General features: G+C 35.3%; 23 protein-coding genes. 22 read left to right on the top strand and 1 reads right to left on the bottom strand.

Annotation, left to right across the window (positions count from 1 at the left end):
• The 7 genes from K9V48_RS22945 to rpsA form a co-directional block, all read left to right on the top strand.
• Positions 1-572 (top strand): cell wall hydrolase (locus K9V48_RS22945; protein ID WP_224141444.1); only part of this gene is annotated, 572 nt, incomplete at its 5' end.
• Between the two features lie 15 nt (positions 573-587).
• Entirely contained in the window at positions 588-1,934 is a 1,347-nt protein-coding gene (gene ypeB, locus K9V48_RS22940; protein ID WP_224141443.1) for a germination protein YpeB, read from the top strand.
• Between the two features lie 280 nt (positions 1,935-2,214).
• Positions 2,215-2,877 (top strand): flagellar brake protein, encoded by a 663-nt coding sequence (locus K9V48_RS22935; RefSeq protein ID WP_224141442.1) that lies wholly within the window; start codon positions 2,215-2,217, stop codon positions 2,875-2,877.
• 166 nt (positions 2,878-3,043) lie between these two features.
• The gene (locus K9V48_RS22930; protein ID WP_224141441.1) at positions 3,044-3,226 is read left to right on the top strand and encodes a YpfB family protein; all 183 of its coding nucleotides are present in this window, start codon (positions 3,044-3,046) and stop codon (positions 3,224-3,226) included.
• A 174-nt stretch (positions 3,227-3,400) separates the two neighbouring features.
• Entirely contained in the window at positions 3,401-4,072 is a 672-nt protein-coding gene (gene cmk / locus K9V48_RS22925) for a (d)CMP kinase (protein WP_224141440.1), read from the top strand.
• Between the two features lie 4 nt (positions 4,073-4,076).
• On the top strand, positions 4,077-4,652 hold the full coding sequence (locus K9V48_RS22920; RefSeq protein WP_224141439.1) for a lysophospholipid acyltransferase family protein: 576 nt from the start codon (positions 4,077-4,079) through the stop codon (positions 4,650-4,652).
• Positions 4,653-4,821: 169 nt separating this feature from the next.
• Entirely contained in the window at positions 4,822-5,970 is a 1,149-nt protein-coding gene (rpsA, locus tag K9V48_RS22915; RefSeq protein WP_224141438.1) for a 30S ribosomal protein S1, read from the top strand.
• 403 nt (positions 5,971-6,373) lie between these two features.
• Here rpsA and K9V48_RS22910 read toward each other — a convergent pair whose 3' ends face one another.
• On the bottom strand, positions 6,374-6,505 hold the full coding sequence (locus K9V48_RS22910; protein ID WP_111614241.1) for a YpzI family protein: 132 nt from the start codon (positions 6,503-6,505) through the stop codon (positions 6,374-6,376).
• Between the two features lie 131 nt (positions 6,506-6,636).
• On the opposite strand from K9V48_RS22910, the gene K9V48_RS22905 reads away from it, so the two are divergent.
• The 15 genes from K9V48_RS22905 (at position 6,637) to ndk (ending at position 20,062) form a co-directional block, all read left to right on the top strand.
• Positions 6,637-7,236 (top strand): YphA family membrane protein, encoded by a 600-nt coding sequence (locus K9V48_RS22905; RefSeq protein ID WP_224141437.1) that lies wholly within the window; start codon positions 6,637-6,639, stop codon positions 7,234-7,236.
• A gap of 1 nt (position 7,237) precedes the next feature.
• Positions 7,238-8,116: a YIEGIA family protein gene (locus K9V48_RS22900; protein ID WP_224141436.1), complete on the top strand. Its 879-nt coding sequence runs from the start codon at positions 7,238-7,240 to the stop codon at positions 8,114-8,116.
• A gap of 10 nt (positions 8,117-8,126) precedes the next feature.
• A complete protein-coding gene (locus K9V48_RS22895) occupies positions 8,127-8,315 on the top strand; it encodes a capping complex subunit for YIEGIA (protein WP_111614244.1) in 189 nt (62 codons plus the stop codon).
• 437 nt (positions 8,316-8,752) lie between these two features.
• Entirely contained in the window at positions 8,753-10,063 is a 1,311-nt protein-coding gene (gene der, locus K9V48_RS22890; protein WP_224141435.1) for a ribosome biogenesis GTPase Der, read from the top strand.
• Between the two features lie 88 nt (positions 10,064-10,151).
• Entirely contained in the window at positions 10,152-11,183 is a 1,032-nt protein-coding gene (locus K9V48_RS22885; RefSeq protein ID WP_224141434.1) for an NAD(P)H-dependent glycerol-3-phosphate dehydrogenase, read from the top strand.
• A 676-nt stretch (positions 11,184-11,859) separates the two neighbouring features.
• A complete protein-coding gene (locus K9V48_RS22880) occupies positions 11,860-12,060 on the top strand; it encodes a DUF2768 domain-containing protein (RefSeq protein ID WP_224141433.1) in 201 nt (66 codons plus the stop codon).
• Positions 12,061-12,086: 26 nt separating this feature from the next.
• Positions 12,087-12,803: a YphF family lipoprotein gene (locus tag K9V48_RS22875; RefSeq protein ID WP_224141432.1), complete on the top strand. Its 717-nt coding sequence runs from the start codon at positions 12,087-12,089 to the stop codon at positions 12,801-12,803.
• Positions 12,804-13,117: 314 nt separating this feature from the next.
• Entirely contained in the window at positions 13,118-14,596 is a 1,479-nt protein-coding gene (gene spoIVA / locus K9V48_RS22870) for a stage IV sporulation protein A (protein WP_224141431.1), read from the top strand.
• 508 nt (positions 14,597-15,104) lie between these two features.
• Positions 15,105-15,383, top strand: coding sequence for a non-specific DNA-binding protein Hbs (gene hbs / locus K9V48_RS22865; RefSeq protein ID WP_111614250.1), 279 nt, complete (start codon positions 15,105-15,107; stop codon positions 15,381-15,383).
• A gap of 231 nt (positions 15,384-15,614) precedes the next feature.
• Positions 15,615-16,181, top strand: coding sequence for a GTP cyclohydrolase I FolE (folE, locus tag K9V48_RS22860; protein WP_224141430.1), 567 nt, complete (start codon positions 15,615-15,617; stop codon positions 16,179-16,181).
• A 128-nt stretch (positions 16,182-16,309) separates the two neighbouring features.
• On the top strand, positions 16,310-16,534 hold the full coding sequence (mtrB, locus tag K9V48_RS22855) for a trp RNA-binding attenuation protein MtrB (protein ID WP_111614252.1): 225 nt from the start codon (positions 16,310-16,312) through the stop codon (positions 16,532-16,534).
• Positions 16,535-16,937: 403 nt separating this feature from the next.
• The gene (locus tag K9V48_RS22850) at positions 16,938-17,708 is read left to right on the top strand and encodes a heptaprenyl diphosphate synthase component 1 (protein ID WP_224141429.1); all 771 of its coding nucleotides are present in this window, start codon (positions 16,938-16,940) and stop codon (positions 17,706-17,708) included.
• Position 17,709: 1 nt separating this feature from the next.
• Positions 17,710-18,450 (top strand): demethylmenaquinone methyltransferase, encoded by a 741-nt coding sequence (locus K9V48_RS22845; RefSeq protein WP_224141428.1) that lies wholly within the window; start codon positions 17,710-17,712, stop codon positions 18,448-18,450.
• A gap of 97 nt (positions 18,451-18,547) precedes the next feature.
• Positions 18,548-19,510, top strand: coding sequence for a heptaprenyl diphosphate synthase component II (hepT, locus tag K9V48_RS22840; protein WP_224141427.1), 963 nt, complete (start codon positions 18,548-18,550; stop codon positions 19,508-19,510).
• A gap of 114 nt (positions 19,511-19,624) precedes the next feature.
• On the top strand, positions 19,625-20,062 hold the full coding sequence (gene ndk / locus K9V48_RS22835) for a nucleoside-diphosphate kinase (RefSeq protein WP_224141426.1): 438 nt from the start codon (positions 19,625-19,627) through the stop codon (positions 20,060-20,062).
• Positions 20,063-20,221 lie beyond the last annotated feature (159 nt).

Below are 20,221 nucleotides of genomic sequence, written 5' to 3'. Positions count from 1 at the left end.
AACAACAAGCACAACAAAACCAGCAGCAAAAGGAGCAACAACAAGCACAACAAAACCAGCAGCAAAAGGAGCAACAACAAGCACAACAAAACCAGCAGCAAAAGGAGCAACAGCAAGCACAACAAAAGCAGCAACAACAAGCACAACAAAACCAACAACAAGCGCAACAAAAAGAAAAACAAAAAGATTCAACAGCAGTCAATTTACCAGGTGGTTATTCTCAAAATGATATCCAATTAATGGCTAATGCGGTATATGGAGAAGCGAGGGGCGAACCATATATCGGACAAGTAGCAGTAGCATCGGTAATATTAAATCGTGTTAAGAACCCGATATTTCCCAATACAATTGCAGGTGTTATTTTTGAACCACGTGCGTTTACGGCCGTAGCAGATGGGCAGATTTGGCTTACACCAAATGAACAAGCAAAAAAGGCAGTAATCGATGCGATTAATGGATTTGATCCGAGTGAACAAGCACTTTATTATTTTAACCCAGATACAGCTACAAGTGCTTGGATTTGGGGCAGACCACAAATTAAACGGATCGGAAAACATATTTTTTGTGAATAGAAAGGGTGATAAGAGATGATACGTGGAGTCTTAATTGGTGCTTTATCGGTTGCAGTTATCGGTTCAGGGTATTGGGGATATAAAGAACACCAAGAAAAAAATGCGGTTCTACTCCAAGCAGAGAATAGTTATCAACGTGCCTTTCATGATTTAACTTATCGAGTGGACCAATTACACGATCGAATTGGAGCGACACTTGCAATGAATTCAAAAAAATCTTTATCCCCAGCGCTGGTAGATGTTTGGAGAATAACATCGGAAGCACAGTCTGATGTTGGGCAATTGCCTTTAGCTTTAATGCCGTTTAATAAAACAGAAGAATTTTTAGCAGGGATAAGCGAATTTAGTTATCGGACTGCAGTACGCGATTTAGAAAAAGAACCACTCTCAAATGCTGAATATAAAACGCTTGAATCAATGTATGCTAAGTCTGCTGATATTCAAAATGAACTTCGAAATGTTCAGCATTTAGCAATTGAAAACAATTTGCGGTGGATGGATGTGGAGTTAGCATTAGCTTCTGGACAAAAGCAAGGGGACAACACAATAATAGATGGATTTGAAACAGTGGAAGAGAATGTTGGTGGATATTCAGAAGCTGATTTTGGTACCAGTTCTACAGCTATGAAAACAAATATGAAAAAAGGTTTTGAAAAGCTAGAAGGCAAAGATATAAGCGAGGAAGAAGTAAAAGAGATTGCTAAAAAATATGTAGAGAACGATGTTACAGACATCAAAGTAACAGAAAATGGAGAAGGCTCATTGTTTGGATTTTATAGTGTCTCCTTGCACGATAAAAAGAATAATGCAGATTTTAATATGGATTTCACTAAAAAAGGTGGACATCCAATTTATTTAGTACAAAATCGAGACATAAAAGAGCAGAAAATCAGTCTAAATGATGCATCGAATAATGCAAGAGATTTTTTAAAAAAGCATGGATTTAATGATCTTGATCTTTATGAAAGTGCTCAATTTGACAATGTTGGGGTCTTTTCTTTTGTTTCAATTGTGGATAATGTGCGAATTTATCCTGATGCTCTTAGAATGAAGGTTGCATTAGATGATGGTCAAGTAATAGGTTTTTCTGCGCGTGACTATTTACTCGCACATAAACATAGAGAAATACCAAAGCCTAAAATTTCGAAAGAAGAAGCGGCAAAAATGTTAAATCCAAGCTTGGAAGTACAAGATGACAGACTAGCGATTATAACAAATGATCTCGGGGAAGAAGTTCTTTGTTATGAATTTCTAGGTACAATAAATAAAGATACGTATCGCATCTTTATTGAAGCAGAAAATGGTACAGAAGAAAAAATTGAAAAATTGAAAAATCCAGAGCCGATATTCCAAGAAGTGTAAAATGAAAATTTAGAGAAGAGAAAGAGAGGATATACCCAAGGTTAGTTTTGGGTGATAACCTCTCTTTCTTTTATCCCGCATGTGGGAAGAATTGCCTGAAAAAGAGCTAAGGAAGTCTCGCCTTAACGAAGTTGAACGTATTTGATCCTGACCATAAAGGCTTTGGCAGATAGAAGATTCACATTACTTAATCATTTAGCATAATCTAGTTTTTGAACTCTTGCACATCGGAATAGTCCATGATTTAATAAGAAAGAGAGTCATTAGAAAGAGTGATTTTGTGCTAAAAATTGGTGATGTCATAAATATAGAAACGATTGATGAAAAAGCGGAAATATTAAAATGTAAGCTTGTTGAACTAAAAGATAATCAATTATATATTGATTATCCAATTAATATAAGTACAGGGCGTACTGCATTTTTAATGGTTGGTACAGAGCTTGTTGCCTCTTTTGTAAATAATGATCAAATCGCCTATCGTTTTCAAACAGAAATAACGGACCGTGTGAAGGAAAATATTCCGATGCTTTCATTAACATACCCAGGTGACGATCAGTTGGTTCGAATTCAAAGAAGAAAATATGTTAGGATAGATACTACGTTGGATGTTGCGATTCACCCAATGAATGGTGAATTTCAGCCACTAACCGCTGTCACAACAGACATTAGTGCAGGTGGTGCAGCGATTCTAATCCCAAAATCTACAAAATTGAAGCAAGATCAAGAAGTCATTGTTTGGATTTCTCTACCCTTTCAAAATGAAACAATTAAATACATAAAGACGATTGCAAAGATTGTTCGTTTTACTCCTGCTGAAAATGACTTATTCTTAAAAGCACCATTACAGTTCTTAAATATCGATACTGAAACACGTCAAACATTAATTAGATTTTGTTTTCAACAACAAATTCTAATGCGTAGAAAAGGGCTAAATATTGAATAATTTTCGGTGTTTATATACATACTATTAAATATTGCTCGAGCTGTCTGTTCAATTACTGACAACTACAATGTTCATGAATAAGTGGTTGACATACACTCAGTTTATAGTTGGTTGTATCTTAGTGATACTAGAAACTTATGCTTTTTTTAAAACCGGAGTTGAAATGATGAAACGGTTCGAACGAATTTTAATTAAGCTAATTGTCATTCAATTTGTAGCCTTAGTATGCGCCCAGTTATTAATTCAGCAATCTGCTATTCAACCATATCTTTCTCGTGTAGTACAATATGAAGGTGTAAATAAAATAACCATTACAGAATGGCTTGAAACATTTAGTCAAAAAAGATGACGCAGGTACAGATAATGACCTGCTTCATTTATGCGTCGTAGGAAATAAAAAAATCGAATTGAAACATGGTAAACCACCTGTGGAATTTCTGAAGTAAGAGTAGAGGGTAAAATGCGTTCAACGTTGCAGTCTTAATACAACAACTATTAGACTATTAAACTATTTGGAGGACATATGAAAAAGAAACTTTCAATTGCAATCGATGGTCCAGCAGCTGCTGGAAAAAGCACGGTTGCTAAAATTATTGCTGAACATTATTCCTATATTTATATAGATACTGGTGCAATGTACCGTGCACTAACATATAAAGCATTACAAGAAGACATTGATCTTCATGATGAAGAGAAAGTAGCGAATGTCTTATCGAGACTAAATATTGAACTACATCCTACTGTAGATGGGCAAATCGTAATGGTAAATGATGAGAATGTAACAGAAATTATTCGATCAAATGAAGTAACAAATAATGTTTCTATCGTTGCAATGCATTCACAAGTAAGAGAGGAAATGTTAAAGCGTCAACGTCAATTTGCAACTGAAGGTGGCGTTGTAATGGATGGCCGGGATATTGGAACTCATGTTTTACCGGATGCAGAAGTGAAGATTTTTTTGAAAGCATCTGTTGAGGAGCGAGCAAATAGACGACATCAAGAAAATCAAAAAAAGGGCTATTCATCAGATTTTGAACAGTTAAAACAAGAAATTGCGAATCGTGATAAGCTCGATTCTGAAAGAGAAATTGCCCCATTGAAGAAAGCGGAAGACGCAATCGAGATTGACACTACAGCTTTGTCTATACTTGATGTCGTAAAAAAAATTGAAGATTATATAGTGGAAAGGCTTTGATAGTGTGTCTTTATATCCATTTGCAAGATCAATTGTAGCAGGTATTTTAAAACCAACGTATAGAATTAAAGTCGAAGGACTAGAGAATTTTCCTAAAGAGGGCGGGGTACTGCTCTGTACAAATCATATTAGTAATTTTGACCCACCAGTAGTTGGTGTTACTGCACCAAGAAAAGTGTTTTTTATGGCGAAAGCTGAACTTTTTAAAGTTCCTATTCTAAAAAATCTACTCGATAATTTCGGTACATTCCCTGTTAATCGGGGTGGAAGTGACCGTGAAGCACTACGTACAGGTCTAAAAATATTAAAAGAAGGAAACGTTTTAGGCTTTTTTCCAGAAGGAACTAGGAGTAAAAATGGCGAATTAGGTAAAGGGCAAGCGGGAGCTGGGTTCTTTGCTCTTCGCTCAACTGCAGCTGTCGTGCCATGTGCAATTATTGGCCCATATAAACCTTTCAAACCTCTACAGGTTGTTTATGGAAAGCCAATTCCAATGGATGAATACCGAGAAAAAAAAGTATCTACTGAAGAAATGTCTAATATTATTATGGGAGAAATAGAAAAGCTCCTAAAAAAATAAATTGAATATTAGTACTTATTACTTGACAAAAAGTAGCATTTATTAGAAGTTTAATAAAAGAGTTATTTTTTATTTTATTATTTAAGATTAGAAATAACCTTTACTAGAATGCAATCTTACATATATTAAATCAAAAGTCGCGCAGGTTTTGACCAAGGAGGTAATTGAGATGGTAGAAGAATTAAATAGCGTACATGTGGTAACACCTGAAGTTGGTGATATTGTGAAAGGTATTGTGACGAAGGTGGAAGAAAAACAAGTTATTGTCGAAATAGAAAACTGTAAGCATACTGGTATTATCCCAATTAGCGAGCTTTCCAGCCTTCATGTAGAAAAAGCTTCTGATGTGACAAATGAAAATGATGAACTAGAATTAAAAGTATTGAAGGTCGAAGAGGAAGCATTAGTCCTTTCAAAGAGAGCTGTTGATGCTGAGAAGGCTTGGGATTCTTTAGAGCAGAAATTCGAATCAAAAGAAATCTTTGAAGCAGAAGTGAAAGATGTAGTAAAAGGTGGGCTTGTCGTCGATTTAGGAGTAAGGGGTTTTATTCCTGCATCATTAGTTGAAGCGCATTTTGTGGAAGATTTCTCAGAGTATATGGGAAAAATGCTTTCTTTAATCGTCGTTGAGTTAGATCGTGAGAAAAACAGAGTGATTCTTTCACATCGAGCTGTCATTGAAAAGGAAAAGTCTGAAAAGAAATCGACATTACTAGATTCGATTACAGTTGGATCAACGATTGAAGGAACTGTACAACGTCTCACTGATTTTGGTGCATTTGTTGATATCGGAGGCATTGATGGGTTAGTTCATATTTCTCAACTTTCACATACACATATCGATAAACCATCAGATGTTGTTGAAGAAGGGCAATCAGTAACTGTTAAAGTATTAGCTGTTGATCGCGATAATGAAAGGATTTCGTTATCTATTAAAGAAACTCTTCCAGGACCTTGGGCTAACATAACAGATAAAGTGAAGGCTGGGGATGTTCTTGATGGACAAGTGAAACGACTGGTATCATTCGGTGCGTTTGTAGAGATTTTACCTGGTGTTGAAGGTCTTGTTCACATTTCCCAAATTTCAAATAAACATATTGGCACGCCACATGATGTATTGGATCAAAATCAATCTGTTAAAGTTAAAGTTTTGGATGTCAATGAATCAGATCAACGTATTTCGTTAAGTATTCGTGAATTAGAAGAATCTCCAAAAGCAACGGACGAGGATTTCCGAAATTATCAAGCTCAAGAAGAGTCTTCATCTGGCTTCCAATTAGGAGAAATGATTGGCGACCAATTAAAAAAACTAAAATAATTGTGATCTAAATAAGCATTAAGAGCATCGGCAGTAGACTGGTACTTCTTAAAAATATTTATTAAAGTAAAAATGGCTAGTTGGTTTTTCAATCAACTAGCCATTTTTATTTTCTTCGTCGTTTAGGAAAATATAAAATTCTTGTGCTGTGGATAAGCGCACTGCATTCAGCTCCAGCGCTCAGTGAACTTCACCCTCTTTATACGCTAAGTCAACATCGAATCGCATTCGCTCTTCGTGTTTCCTTTATCTCATACACTAAAAAGCGGAGCCACAGCTAGATTCGGAGTGTTTCAGTTCATACGTTGCTGAACGGACGCTTGCGCTTTTGTTCTGAATCTAAGGTAAGTCAAGCTGACTAATAGTGGTGTAGATAAAAATCCTCTCTAATGAAATTCATGCTTTATTTATTTCGTGCTTTAGCAGATTCTGGACCTTCTAATGTAGTAGCACCAGGGTAATTAAGTGATTGATCTCGATCAGATTCAACTCTTTTGCTTTTTTTTAGTTTTTTTTCTTGGCGATCTTTTCCCACTTTGTAAAACCTCCTATCATATAATTTTAGTTTTTGTCTCCAATCTGTTATTAATCATGTTATTTTTTGCTAATTTTCCGATTAAATGTAATTGGAAAAAGACATAATGGGAATAGTAGGAGGGGTGGAGCGTGGAAGGGATCTTTTATTACTGGATGATGTGGATTGCATGGATAATAACTACTTTTTTTATGAAAAAGCAGAAAATACGTATAAAGCTAACAATTTTTTTATTGGTAAATATATGTATTAGTGAACTTTATTGGGTAATCGGACATTTCCATGTAAGGATTTCACTATTGTTGTTTTTAGGGTTAGGATACTATCTTTCAGTAAAGAAAAACAATAACAAATCACTTTCCTATTATTTAATAATCCTTACATTAACATTTGCCTATGCTAGTATCTTACTTTTTCACATCTATGACCCCGTTTGGTTTCTATTTGATTATCGGCTGATTGTAAGTATTACTGTTAGTGTACTTGCCATTTATTTAGGTAAACATATTGTACAAAAATACGCGATGTATATATTGGCGGTTTGCCAAGGAGAACTAATCTATTGGTTTATACTCGGAAAGTTTCATAGCGGATTAATAATTGGGACTGCTGCCTTTCTAGATATGGTCGTCATCGGCTGTGTCATCATTTATCTTTGGACAACATTTCAGCAATTCATTGTTTCACTCGAACAAACACTCGAAAAACCAGCAAAGGAGAAGCAGGGCTAATATGAATGAATATACATTGCCAGTAATTTTTGGTGTAATCGTGGGCGTGCTTACAAGGCTTCACATGCTTAGAACGGATTACAGACAATATCCAACCTATTTACATGGGAAAATAATACATATTGCACTTGGTGTCATTGCAGCAGGATTAGGCACCGTTGCAGTGCCATCGATTATGGAGGAAGATTTTACTGCGATAACCTTTCTGACATTGGCAGCTTCCCAATTTCGTGATGTTCGAAACATGGAAAGGAATACATTAACCGTTTTGGATGATTTTGAACTGGTTAAGCGGGGAAGTACATATATAGAAGGGATTGCAATTGCGTTTGAAAGTAGGAATTACTTGGTTATTTTCACCTCCCTTTTAACAACGTTTGCTTATTTGGTTTTTAATCTATATGCTGCAATCATTGTCGCGATTTTTTGTTTCGTCATTTCGAGAAAACTGATGGCGGGTGGGAAATTGAAAGATATCGTAACGATTGAACATGTTGAACCCCATTTTGAAGGAGCAGGCCTATATGTAGATACAATTTATATTATGAATATCGGGTTACCGAGTAATCAAGAGGCTATTTTAAAATATGGTATGGGGTTTATTTTAACACCTAAAAATTTTAATTCAATCGCAACAATTGCTAATTTAGGTCAAAGACAAGCGGTTCTACACGATTTATCAACAGCACTCGGTGTCGTTCGAGATTCTGGAGCACCTGCTTTAGTACCATTAGTAAAAAGGGATTTGGATAATGGTCGTCTGGGAATCTTTGTTCTTCCTCAAGACCGTGATGTTGAAAAAGCGATTCAAGTAATTGGTGAAGTTCCAACACTTGAAAATGCAATCAGAATGCCATCTGAAGCGAAGGTGAACCGCTAGGAGGAATAATATGAGTGCTCTTGAAAAATATATTCTTGCAATCATTACGACAGATGAAACAAAACCAGCTGGGGGTACAGCAATATTTATTTGCAAAACAGAGGAAGAAATGGATTTATACGCGAAGAATCTTGAAGCTATTTTAGATGGGATTGCTCATAAAATTGGTGATGATTTGTACGTTATCGTGAAACACTAAGTTGAGTATTTGTGAGATGTCTGCTACTATATAAAAGTTAAGCCCTTCTTACATAAATGGAAGGGTTTCTTTTATCCCGCATTAAACGGTCAGTAAATCCTCGCGATCACTAATCTAAAATAAATCAAAGAAGTAGGGGAAACTAACCGTAGATGCAATGATAAGACTCAGCCTCCATCAGGGGAGAAGAAATTAAACCCTACTGTTGGAAGTAGCACTTAATCCCACATTTTAATACATAGTATGATATGAAAATCACAGATCATGTTAGAGGGCATTTTAAATAGAAAATTAGTAATTTTTCATAAATTGTTGAATGTACAACTTCTCATTTTTATAGATTGAGAAAAGACTTCTTCTCTTAAGATTTTGGTCACTACATGGTGAACAATGTGGAAACGAAAATTTCGAATTGGAAAATAGGAAGGGTGTAATTTATGGCAAAACCAGTAGTCGCAATTGTTGGGCGACCTAATGTAGGTAAATCAACAATTTTTAACCGAATTGTAGGAGAACGTGTTTCAATTGTAGAGGATATTCCTGGAATTACAAGAGATCGTATTTATAGCTCAGGGGATTGGTTGAATTATCAATTTAATATGATTGATACTGGTGGGATCGATATCGGCGATGAGCCTTTTTTAGCACAAATTCGCCATCAGGCTGAAATTGCGATTGAAGAAGCAGATGTCATCATATTTTTAACAAATGTTCGAGAGGGAGTTACAGCTGCTGATGAAGAAGTTGCTAAAATCCTCTATCGTTCAAATAAACCAGTGGTTCTAGCTGTTAATAAGGTAGATAATCCTGAAATGCGTACAAATATTTACGACTTTTATTCCTTAGGCTTCGGGGAACCTTTTCCGATTTCAGGATCCCATGGATTGGGACTTGGAGATTTATTAGATGAAGTTGCAAAACATTTTAAAAACCTAGGTTCAGATGATTATGATGAGTCAATAATTAAATTTTCTTTAATCGGAAGACCGAATGTTGGTAAGTCATCACTGGTCAATGCAATTTTAGGAGAAGAACGTGTTATTGTAAGTGATATCGCAGGTACGACTCGTGATGCAATCGATACACTATATAAATATGAAGGTCGAGAGTTTGTGATCATCGACACTGCTGGAATGAGGAAAAAAGGGAAAGTTTATGAAACAACTGAAAAATATAGTGTTCTTAGGGCCCTAAAAGCGATTGACCGTTCGGATGTCATATTAGTGGTCATTAATGGTGAAGAGGGAATTATTGAACAGGACAAGCATATTGCAGGGTATGCCCATGATGCAGGTAAGTCTGTTATCATTGTAGTTAATAAATGGGATGTAGTAGATAAAGATGAACGAACAATGAAAAAATTTGAAGAAAACATCCGAGATCACTTTAAATTTTTAGATTATGCACCGATTGTTTTCTTATCTGCTATCACAAAAAAACGTATCCATACGTTAATGCCAAATATTATCCTTGCTAGTGAAAACCACGCAAGAAGAGTGCAAACAAATGTCTTAAATGATGTCATAATGGATGCTGTTGCCATGAATCCAACTCCTACACATAAAGGCAAGCGTCTAAAAATATTCTATACGTCACAGGTAGCAGTGAAGCCACCTACATTTGTTGTTTTTGTGAATGATCCAGAGTTAATGCATTTCTCGTATGAACGTTTCTTAGAAAATCGAATTCGAGCAGCGTTTGAATTTGAGGGAACACCAATTAAAATATTTTCTCGAGAAAGAAAGTAATTTTCTGTAAATTTACTATATGTGAAAAAAGCTAAAACTTTATGATTGGATTTTTACTTTGATTTTTACTTGAAAAGGGTGTGTTATTATGGAACAAATTACAGTGTTAGGAGCCGGAAGTTGGGGAACGGCATTAGCGATTGTACTTGCAGATAATGGGCACAATGTGAAGCTATGGGGCCATCGAGCAGATTTAATAAAAGAAATTAATGAAACGAGAAAAAATGAAAAATACCTTCCTGGTGTTGAATTACCAAATAATGTTGTAGGCTTTTCAAGCTTAGAAGAAAGCGTAGTAGGAGCACATACTATGGTCTTGGCTGTACCAACGAAAGCCATTCGAGATGTATTGCGTGACCTATCAAAGATGATTCAGGAGTCAATTACGATTGTGCATGTTAGTAAAGGGATTGAACCTGATACTTTGCTTCGAATTTCCGAAATAATTGAAGAGGAAATGCCAAGTCATTTACTAAGAGATGTAGTTGTCTTGTCTGGACCTAGCCATGCGGAAGAAGTAAGCAAACGACATATTACAACCGTTACATCATCATCGAAAAATATGGCGGCTGCGGAATACATACAAGACTTATTTAATAATCAACATTTCCGAGTCTATACAAATCCTGATATTATTGGTGTTGAAATTGGAGGAGCTTTGAAAAATATTATTGCCTTGGCTGCAGGTATTACAGATGGCCTCGGTTATGGAGATAATGCAAAAGCTGCACTTATCACTCGAGGACTTGCTGAAATTGCTCGTTTAGGAAGCAAAATGGGTGGGAATCCATTAACATTTTCGGGCCTAACAGGTATTGGTGATTTAATTGTTACGTGTACAAGTGTCCATTCTAGAAATTGGCGGGCAGGTAATCTACTTGGAAAAGGTCAAAAATTAGAAGAAGTGTTGGAGAATATGGGAATGGTTGTAGAAGGTGTACGTACAACTAAAGCTGGAGCCCAGCTTGCCCATAAATATGATGTGAAAATGCCAATTACTGAGGCGTTAAATGATGTATTATTTAATGGAAAGTCACCAAAAGTTGCTGTTGATACTTTAATGGCACGTGGTAAAACACATGAAATGGAAGATTTAGTGAATATCATGGAGAATCGTTAATTCAATAGGTGTCAATTGAATTCCATCAAGCATATAATACCTTGAAATATCCATTTAATTTCCTATAAGGTATAAAACCTGCATTTGATTCGGATAAATTTGAAGTTGCTGAATCCCTGTCTTCCTTGGATAGCCTAATCATTAAACCAATCTTGTAAAGTTTACACGGCATATCTAGGCATTAGAGGATACAAACTCATTTATATCCGCATAAAATGTAACGTAGTTAAATACGAGTTGTTCTTAGCGGTGGGTACTATTTAGTCATTCATATTGCTGGAGTAAAGATCGTCCCCTCTTTACTTCAGTTTTTTTTTCGTCCAGGAAGCTATAAAATTATTGAGAGGTAGAGATGGGCCTCAAATATCAACTTTTCTTCATTGTAAGCGTAATCATTAGTGTAAATAATAGCAACTGTATGAGTTTTCGCTATTGATCAATTTGTCTTGCAAATCGTATGTGATAATGTCTAGCTTGGACAGTCTATATAAAGTATAATATAATCAAATTTGGAAACAATTAGTGTTTATCCTATTTTTATCTGGATGTCAAACACCTACTTCAAGATTCAGAGAGCAAGAAAGAAGAGCGTTGGGAGATTACTGCCGCCCGGAAAGAGTAATTTAATACATACTAAACAAGTTATTTGTTTCATTGTTTTTAAGGAGGAGTCTATATGAATATAGCCCTTATGAAAATGTGGATTTCATTTGCATCGATGGGGTTTATGTTTATTTCAATTTTACTTATTTATTTGGGTCGCTTTAAATTAAAGGGGATCTTAAAAATTATTGTAACAATAGTAGCCTATATTTTTATGATACTAGCAGGAATTATTATTTTGTTTGTTGTTTTTAGTGGACCTGTTAACGACTAAATAAATATTAAAGGAAGTAATTGAGGATGAATTTTATTAAGATTGCGGCTGTTTTCTTCGCCAGTATCCTATTAACTGGTTGCCTCTATCCTGAAGGGAAATTGCAAAAAAATACAATACCTTATGATGACCAACTTGCCGTTGTTCAAAATTCAGTGGATCGTTTTCAGGAAGAATCGGGTGGCCTGCTTCCAATCAAGACAAGGGATATGATAACACCGATTTATCAAAAATATCCTGTAGAATTTACAGCTTTGTCACCGAAATATATGGCTGAACCACCGGGAATGGCATTCGAAAGTGGAGGCATCTATTTATTTGTTCTTGTAGATGTAGAGGAAAACCCTACAGTTAAATTAATTGATTTACGAATTGCTGATGAAATACATGAACTTAATATTAAGCTAGATGTTTATCGACAAGCGAATGGGTACCCTCCTTTTAAGGATCTTGTTACAAATGGTATTTATACATTAGATTATGACAAGTTAGGATATGATGAACCACCTACAGTCGAAAGTCCATTTTCAGGTGAGCATTTACCGCTGGTGATCGATAAAAATCTTGAAGTCTTTGTAGATTACCGAATTGATTTGAATACTGCTCTACAGGAAAAAGAGCACTCATATAAGTCTGGTGATGATATTCGAGATTTATTAGTTACCGATTCACATTTTGTTCCAGCCTTTTCTTTGCCATATACAATTGATGACAAGGGTGAACCTGTATTTGTCGTTGAGTAAGTACAGTGAATGTTTTTTGTTTATCCCACATTAACTGGTGGTAATAGGATTACCTTTAAAGCTCTCAGAGAATTCAGGTTTCCTTGTTTAATAAAAATCTTTATAAATATGTCATGAACCCTTCTTTAGAGAATAAACTCTAAACGAAGGGTTTTCTTTTTCGCTTTTAAAGTACTATTAAACAATAATCGCGATATTGGAAAAAAATTCAGCAATGAAGTCATAAATAAATAGGACAACGTCATACATTTATAGTGTCCTATATGAAGACGAATATGCATTATCCCAATATTGTATGATCGGGAGGGGATCACTTGGAAAAAGTAGATATTTTCAAGGATATCGCTGAACGAACTGGTGGCGATATATACTTAGGAGTAGTTGGTGCAGTTAGAACAGGTAAATCTACTTTTATTAAGAAGTTTATGGAATTAGTTGTACTACCTAATATTGACAATGAATCTGATAAAGCGAGAGCTCAAGATGAATTACCACAAAGTGCAGCTGGTAAGACGATTATGACAACTGAGCCGAAATTTGTCCCGAATCAAGCAGTGTCCATTCATGTAGATGAAGGACTTGAAGTCAATATTAGATTAGTAGACTGTGTAGGTTACACTGTGCCCGGCGCTAAAGGCTACGAGGATGAAAATGGTCCTCGGATGATCAATACTCCATGGTATGAAGAGCCAATACCATTTCATGAAGCGGCAGAGATTGGAACACGTAAGGTTATACAAGAACATTCAACACTTGGTTGTGTGATAACGACAGATGGATCAATTGGAGATATTCCACGTAAGGATTACTTAGAAGCGGAAGCGAGAGTCATTGACGAATTAAAAGAAGTAGGAAAACCGTTTATTATGATTATTAATACGGTACATCCTCATCATCCTGAAACAGAATCTCTTCGTCAACAACTAAATGAAACGTATGATATTCCTGTTCTTGCTATGAGTGTTGAAAGCATGAGGGAATCAGATGTTTTGAACGTCTTAAGGGAATCTTTATATGAGTTCCCTGTACTAGAAGTAAATGTAAATCTTCCTAGCTGGGTTATGGTATTAAAAGAAAACCATTGGCTACGTGAAAGTTATCAAGAGGCTGTCAAAGATACAGTAAAAGATATTAAAAGGCTCAGAGATGTTGATCGTGTAGTCGGTCAATTTAGTGAGTATGACTTTATTAACAAAGCAAGCTTGGCTGGAATCGAGATGGGGCAAGGGATTGCAGAGATCGATTTATATGCTCCTGATGATTTATATGATCAAATCTTGAAAGAGGTTGTAGGAGTAGAAATTCGAGGAAGAGATCATTTGCTCCAGTTAATGCAAGATTTTGCTTTTGCTAAGGCAGAATATGATCAAGTTGCAGATGGGTTAAGGATGGTCAAACAAACTGGATACGGAATTGCTGCACCCGCGTTAGCTGATATGAGTCTCGACGAGCCAGAAATTATCCGCCAAGGATCAAGATTTGGTGTACGCCTAAAGGCAGTAGCTCCTTCTATCCATATGATTAAAGTTGATGTAGAATCTGAATTTGCTCCTATCATAGGAACGGAAAAGCAATCCGAAGAGTTAGTACGTTACTTAATGCAAGACTTTGAGGATAACCCGTTATCGATTTGGAATTCAGATATCTTTGGTCGAAGTTTAAGCTCAATCGTACGTGAAGGCATTCAAGCGAAGCTATCGTTAATGCCTGAAAATGCTCGTTACAAACTAAAGGAAACATTGGAGAGAATTATTAATGAAGGCTCCGGTGGATTAATTGCGATTATTTTATAACACATTGGCCTCTCTTAAGAGGTCTTTTTATCGTTTACCAGGAAAAAATATTTTAATCAGTAAGATGTATCATGCTTCAATAAAATTATTATTCTGAAAAAGTTTATTTCGCATATTGATAAAAAGTAGTAAATAATTGCTAATTTATGTTATATTTTAAGATAATAATCACCCCAATTTTAGCAAATATGTTTAAAATTTGTAAAAATATGAAACGCTCGTTCTGTATAACGCATTAAAACCTTGATATTATTGGTTTTTTATCAGGATAAAACTTGATTCACCAGATGGATTGTGTTAATCTTTTTAAAGAAATTATTTTCTCTATTGGTCGATTCTTCCTAATAAACGGATATGCATGATGATGAATCATTGAATTATGAAAATAAATCATATAAGATAACGGTGTTGCTAGTTATTTAATGTTCTACCATGTATAGAAATTTATAAAATTGTGAAGAAATGAAGACTAATAAGAGTTCCATCCTTTTTAGGGGAGGTGAAATGCATGAATAAAACTGAATTGATCAATGCAGTAGCAGAAGCTAGTGAATTATCTAAAAAAGACGCAACTAAAGCAGTTGATTCTGTTTTCGATACAATTTTAGATGCTCTAAAAGATGGTGATAAAGTACAACTTATCGGTTTTGGTAACTTCGAAGTTCGTGAGCGTGCGGCTCGTAAAGGACGTAACCCACAAACTGGTGAGGAAATCGAAATTGCTGCAAGCAAGGTGCCTGCTTTTAAACCAGGTAAAGCACTTAAAGACGCAGTAGCAGGTAAATAAGTATTAGTTTATCAAGTTGTATTGACTATTACATACAATCGATCTTCACAAAAGCCCCTTTCTAAGGGGCTTTTCATTTATGTTTAGTAGATGTAGAAATTCAGTGTTGCTGATTATTTCGATTGTATTTATACTTATTGTCGGACTTTTTAAACGAAAATATATATTTTGCTTTTATTCAATAATATATGCTAGAATCTGAATCAAACGTTAACGGATGGGAGGATGGAAATGGGCCAGGTAAATTTTGAGAAAATTGAACAAGCGGTGGGATTAATCCTTGAAGCAATTGGTGAGGATCCTTCACGTGAAGGACTACGAGATACGCCGAAACGAGTTGCAAAAATGTACGAGGAAGTTTTCAGTGGTTTAAAAGAAGATCCTTCAGAATATTTTAAAACAATCTTCGGTGAGGATCATGAAGAGTTAGTCCTCGTAAAGGATATCCCATTTTATTCTATGTGTGAACACCATTTAGTCCCTTTTTACGGAAAAGCACATGTTGCTTATATCCCTAAAGACGGAAAAGTGACTGGTTTAAGTAAACTTGCTCGTGCAGTAGAAGTAGTTGCAAGAAGACCTCAATTACAAGAGAGAATCACATCTACAATTGCTGATAGTATCAATACGTCACTAGACCCACATGGTGTCATGGTTATAGTTGAAGCAGAACATATGTGTATGACAATGAGAGGGATTAAAAAGCCAGGCTCTCAAACGGTTACATCTGCAGTGAGAGGAATTTTTAGAACAGACACTGCAGCAAGAGCGGAAGTACTGTCTTTGATTAAAGGATAAGTATAAAAAAGAAACAAGATAAGGAAATCATACATAAAGAGAGGCGTTATCATCTAGTAAATGATATGATAGTGCTAGTATCCTTTTTTACAATAAGGGAGAAAATCTGTAAACAGGCAGGTGCCAAGATGAATCCAAAAAATGATCATGTAGTCATTAAAGCAATGGAAGATGGGGTGAACGTAATCGGACTAACAAGAGGGTCTGATACAAGATTTCATCACTCTGAAAAATTAGACAAGGGTGAAGTAATGATTGCGCAATTTACTGAACATACTTCCGCTATTAAAATTAGAGGCAAAGCACAAATTCAAACGAGCGTTGGAGAATTAGAAAGTGATTCACGAAAATAAGCAGGGATTCCTGCTTTTATTTGTGTTTTATAAGGTATAATTGCCAATGTAGATTACATAAAACAAATGAGAGTCATTGTGTTATAATGGATTGAACTGTAATTTTAGAAATGAATAAGTGATTATGGATATTTATCCTATTCTTAACGAGTAGTCTCACTTTACAAAATCTACCGATGTATATTGCATCATTATAGAGAAGTACTAATTTCTAAAGTGAGAAATAGTGGATAATAATAGAGGCGAACACTTTATAGTGTTATTTTCCATTTTTTACGGAAACGAATTTCCTTCCACTAGCAATTAATTTTATCAATGAATACATCGATTCAGCTAGTGTAAATAACAATAGAGAGAGAATGTTAATTTGGGGACAAGGGTGATATATTTGCAGGACATCTATGTGAAAGTAGCGAAAATTAAGATTGCGTTAGAGAAGAGGCTGGCTCATCCTTTTTTGGGAAAGTATTTACCTTCACCAAGAATAGATGAGGATAAACTTTTGCTTTTTTATGCAATTTTTGATGAGATAGATCTTTCAGATGAATTAAGGAAAAGTTATATTATGACAGCTATGCTTGTACAAATTGCCCTTGATACTCACGACAATGTAACAACACAACATGAAATTGATTCGACGGAATTTGTCCAGCGACAATTAACAGTGTTAGCTGGAGATTATTTTAGTAGTCTATACTATTTTATGTTAGCAGAAGTAAATGATATCAATATGATTCGTACATTAGCAACTGCCATAAAAGAGATCAATGAACAGAAAATTATGCTCTATCAAGTAGAAAATGCGGATAGGCAGTCAGTGATGAACAGCCTCGTAATTATTGAAACAGCATTAATTCAGCAGGTAACGGAATATTTTAACCTTGATTGTTGGAATTCGCTCGCTACTAGCTTTTTACTATATAAAAGACTATCTCATGAAAAATTACACGATGAGAACGAACAGAAAAATTATGATATACCTAAATATAATAGCCCATTCTCGATTAACGATTTAAATATGGAATGTCAAAAATACTTTGAGGAAACTACTGCACTTTTAGAGTCGGCTGTTATGAAAAATCCTGCCATAAAAAATCTGCTCTTTAAACGTTTGAAATCCATCCGTTTTCATGAAACGTTACATAGCAAAAAGTCAGTGGAAGAAGGTTTGTGAAATGGATCAATCTAAAGAAGAAAAAGTCCATGGCGTATTTGAAAAAATTTATAAAAATTACGATCAAATGAATTCGGTCATCAGCTTTCAACGGCACAAGGCATGGAGAAAAGAAACGATGAAGAGGATGGCTGTACAACCAGGTCAAAAAGCATTAGATGTTTGTTGTGGGACGGCTGATTGGAGTATTGCGCTAGCCAATGAAGTTGGTTCGAACGGGCAGGTTAAGGGACTAGATTTTAGTCAAAATATGTTGCAAATAGGCCATCAAAAGGTAGAGCAGTTAGGTCTTAAGAATCTAGAATTAATTCATGGAAATGCAATGAGTCTACCTTTTGAAGATCATACATTTGATTTTGTGACAATTGGCTTTGGTTTAAGAAATGTTCCAGACTACATGCAAGTATTAAGAGAAATGAATCGTGTTTTGAAGCCAGGTGGCAAGGCGATTTGTTTGGAAACCTCACAACCAACTGCACCAATTTTTAAGCAAGCTTATTATTTCTATTTTCGATATATCATGCCTTTGTTTGGTAAAATGTTTGCTAAGAGTTATGAAGAATACTCATGGTTACAAGAATCTGCACGTGATTTCCCTGGAATGAAGGAACTTGCTGTTATGTTTAAAGATGCGGGCTTTGAGCAAATTGAGGTTAAACCTTTTACTGGAGGAGTTGCTGCAATGCACCTTGGAGTAAAACCAAACGAGGAAATTAACATGATTAATTTAGATTACTCTTGAGATGCTTGATTTTTATGCGTCTAAATAAGATTTATATTCCAAATGTGAAATATTGATGGAAATTTGTTAAACAATAAGGTGTATTAAGGTGAATAGTATGAAATTTAAAGCATCGTATTCTTTTTTGAATACAGACCTTTCAATAATTGAAAAAGAACTAGAAAAAACTGCAATTTCCGAGCAACCACTGTTACAAGAAGCAAATTTAGACCTTCTTAAAGCAGGTGGAAAACGAATTAGACCTGTTTTTGTTTTACTTTCTTCTATGTTCGGTAACTATGATATCAATCGAATCAAATATGTAGCAGTTGCACTAGAGGCAATTCATATGGCAACGCTTGTACATGATGATGTTGTAGATGATGCAGAGTTGCGTAGGGGACAGCCTACAGTTAAATCTAAGTGGGATAATCGGATAGCGATGTATACTGGTGACTACTTATTAGCACGTTCTCTAGAGGTCATGGCAAATATTGATGATCCTTTGGCTCACAAAATATTATCAAAAACAATGGTTGAGGTTTGTTTAGGTGAAATAGAGCAAATTAAGGATAAATATCGATTTGATCAATCTTTGCGAACATATTTGAAACGAATAAAAAGAAAAACAGCACTATTAATTGCCGCAAGTTGTCAATTAGGTGCGATTTCATCAGGTGCTCCTGAAGAAATTCATAGAAAACTGTATTGGTTTGGTTATTATGTTGGCATGTCCTTTCAAATTACAGATGACATTCTTGATTTTACGTCAACTGAACAAGAACTTGGTAAACCAGTTGGAAGTGATCTACTTCAAGGAAACATCACATTACCAGTTTTATTTGCCTTGGAAAATCCATCATATAAAGCCGAAATTGAAAAAATATCAAATGAAACGACTCCAATTGAAATTCAACCAATCTTACAAGCAATTCTAGATTCAGATGTCATAGAAAAATCTGCTAAGGTTAGTGATCACTACCTTCAAAAAGCATTTGATATATTAGCGACGTTACCAAAAAACCGAGCAAAAGTGACGTTATATGGAATTGCAAAATATATTGGAAAACGGAAATTTTAATTAGCACCTAATTTTCTCCATCCCCTATTTGCAAAACGCTGTTTATACATGGTATTATTTTCTTGGGGATATGAAAGACTATACATAAATTTCAGATGGGATGGGGAAAATAAAATGGAAAAAACATTCTTAATGATCAAACCCGATGGCGTACAACGTCAACTTATCGGGGAAATTGTTAATAGATTTGAAAGAAAAGGCTTACAGTTAGTAGGGGCAAAACTTATGTCGATTCCTACTAATCTTGCAGAACAACATTATGGGGAACATAAAGGCAAACCTTTTTATGACGAATTAGTAAGCTTTATAACATCAGGACCAGTGTTTGCAATGGTTTGGCAAGGTGAAAACGTGGTAGAACTTACTCGTAAGATGATGGGGAAAACAAATCCTAAAGATGCAGAACCAGGAACGATTCGTGGTGACTACAGCACGCAAGTTAGTCAGAATATCATTCATGGATCTGATTCCCTTGAAAGTGCAGAACGAGAAATTGCTTTATTTTTTAATCAAAATGAACTTATTAAAAGTGAAAATTTAATTAATAGTTGAATTTAAAAAGCTAGCATTATGCTAGCTTTTTTTCAGGCTGTTGAGAAAGTTTTTTCTCAACAGCCTTTTTTGAGTTTAAGTGAGTTCTTGCCTGTCAAAACTGCTAAAAAGGAAAAATAAGGAGAGATGCAGTATGATGGGAACCTTAAAGAATCATCG

The sequence above is a fragment of the Metabacillus rhizolycopersici genome, assembly GCF_020075705.1.
This window is presented reverse-complemented; position numbering and strand designations above follow the sequence as displayed.

Excerpts from the sequence above, each read along its gene's own strand:
- hbs (WP_111614250.1), top strand. The coding sequence starts at position 15,105 with ATGAATAAAACTGAATTGATCAATGCAGTAGCAGAAGCTAGTGAATTA.
- rpsA (WP_224141438.1), top strand. The coding sequence starts at position 4,822 with ATGGTAGAAGAATTAAATAGCGTACATGTGGTAACACCTGAAGTTGGT.
- K9V48_RS22875 (WP_224141432.1), top strand. The coding sequence starts at position 12,087 with ATGAATTTTATTAAGATTGCGGCTGTTTTCTTCGCCAGTATCCTATTA.
- K9V48_RS22885 (WP_224141434.1), top strand. The coding sequence starts at position 10,152 with ATGGAACAAATTACAGTGTTAGGAGCCGGAAGTTGGGGAACGGCATTA.
- mtrB (WP_111614252.1), top strand. The coding sequence starts at position 16,310 with ATGAATCCAAAAAATGATCATGTAGTCATTAAAGCAATGGAAGATGGG.
- ypeB (WP_224141443.1), top strand. The coding sequence starts at position 588 with ATGATACGTGGAGTCTTAATTGGTGCTTTATCGGTTGCAGTTATCGGT.
- K9V48_RS22880 (WP_224141433.1), top strand. The coding sequence starts at position 11,860 with ATGAATATAGCCCTTATGAAAATGTGGATTTCATTTGCATCGATGGGG.
- der (WP_224141435.1), top strand. The coding sequence starts at position 8,753 with ATGGCAAAACCAGTAGTCGCAATTGTTGGGCGACCTAATGTAGGTAAA.
- K9V48_RS22895 (WP_111614244.1), top strand. The coding sequence starts at position 8,127 with ATGAGTGCTCTTGAAAAATATATTCTTGCAATCATTACGACAGATGAA.
- K9V48_RS22900 (WP_224141436.1), top strand. The coding sequence starts at position 7,238 with ATGAATGAATATACATTGCCAGTAATTTTTGGTGTAATCGTGGGCGTG.
- ndk (WP_224141426.1), top strand. The coding sequence starts at position 19,625 with ATGGAAAAAACATTCTTAATGATCAAACCCGATGGCGTACAACGTCAA.
- folE (WP_224141430.1), top strand. The coding sequence starts at position 15,615 with ATGGGCCAGGTAAATTTTGAGAAAATTGAACAAGCGGTGGGATTAATC.
- hepT (WP_224141427.1), top strand. The coding sequence starts at position 18,548 with ATGAAATTTAAAGCATCGTATTCTTTTTTGAATACAGACCTTTCAATA.
- K9V48_RS22845 (WP_224141428.1), top strand. The coding sequence starts at position 17,710 with ATGGATCAATCTAAAGAAGAAAAAGTCCATGGCGTATTTGAAAAAATT.
- K9V48_RS22930 (WP_224141441.1), top strand. The coding sequence starts at position 3,044 with ATGAAACGGTTCGAACGAATTTTAATTAAGCTAATTGTCATTCAATTT.
- cmk (WP_224141440.1), top strand. The coding sequence starts at position 3,401 with ATGAAAAAGAAACTTTCAATTGCAATCGATGGTCCAGCAGCTGCTGGA.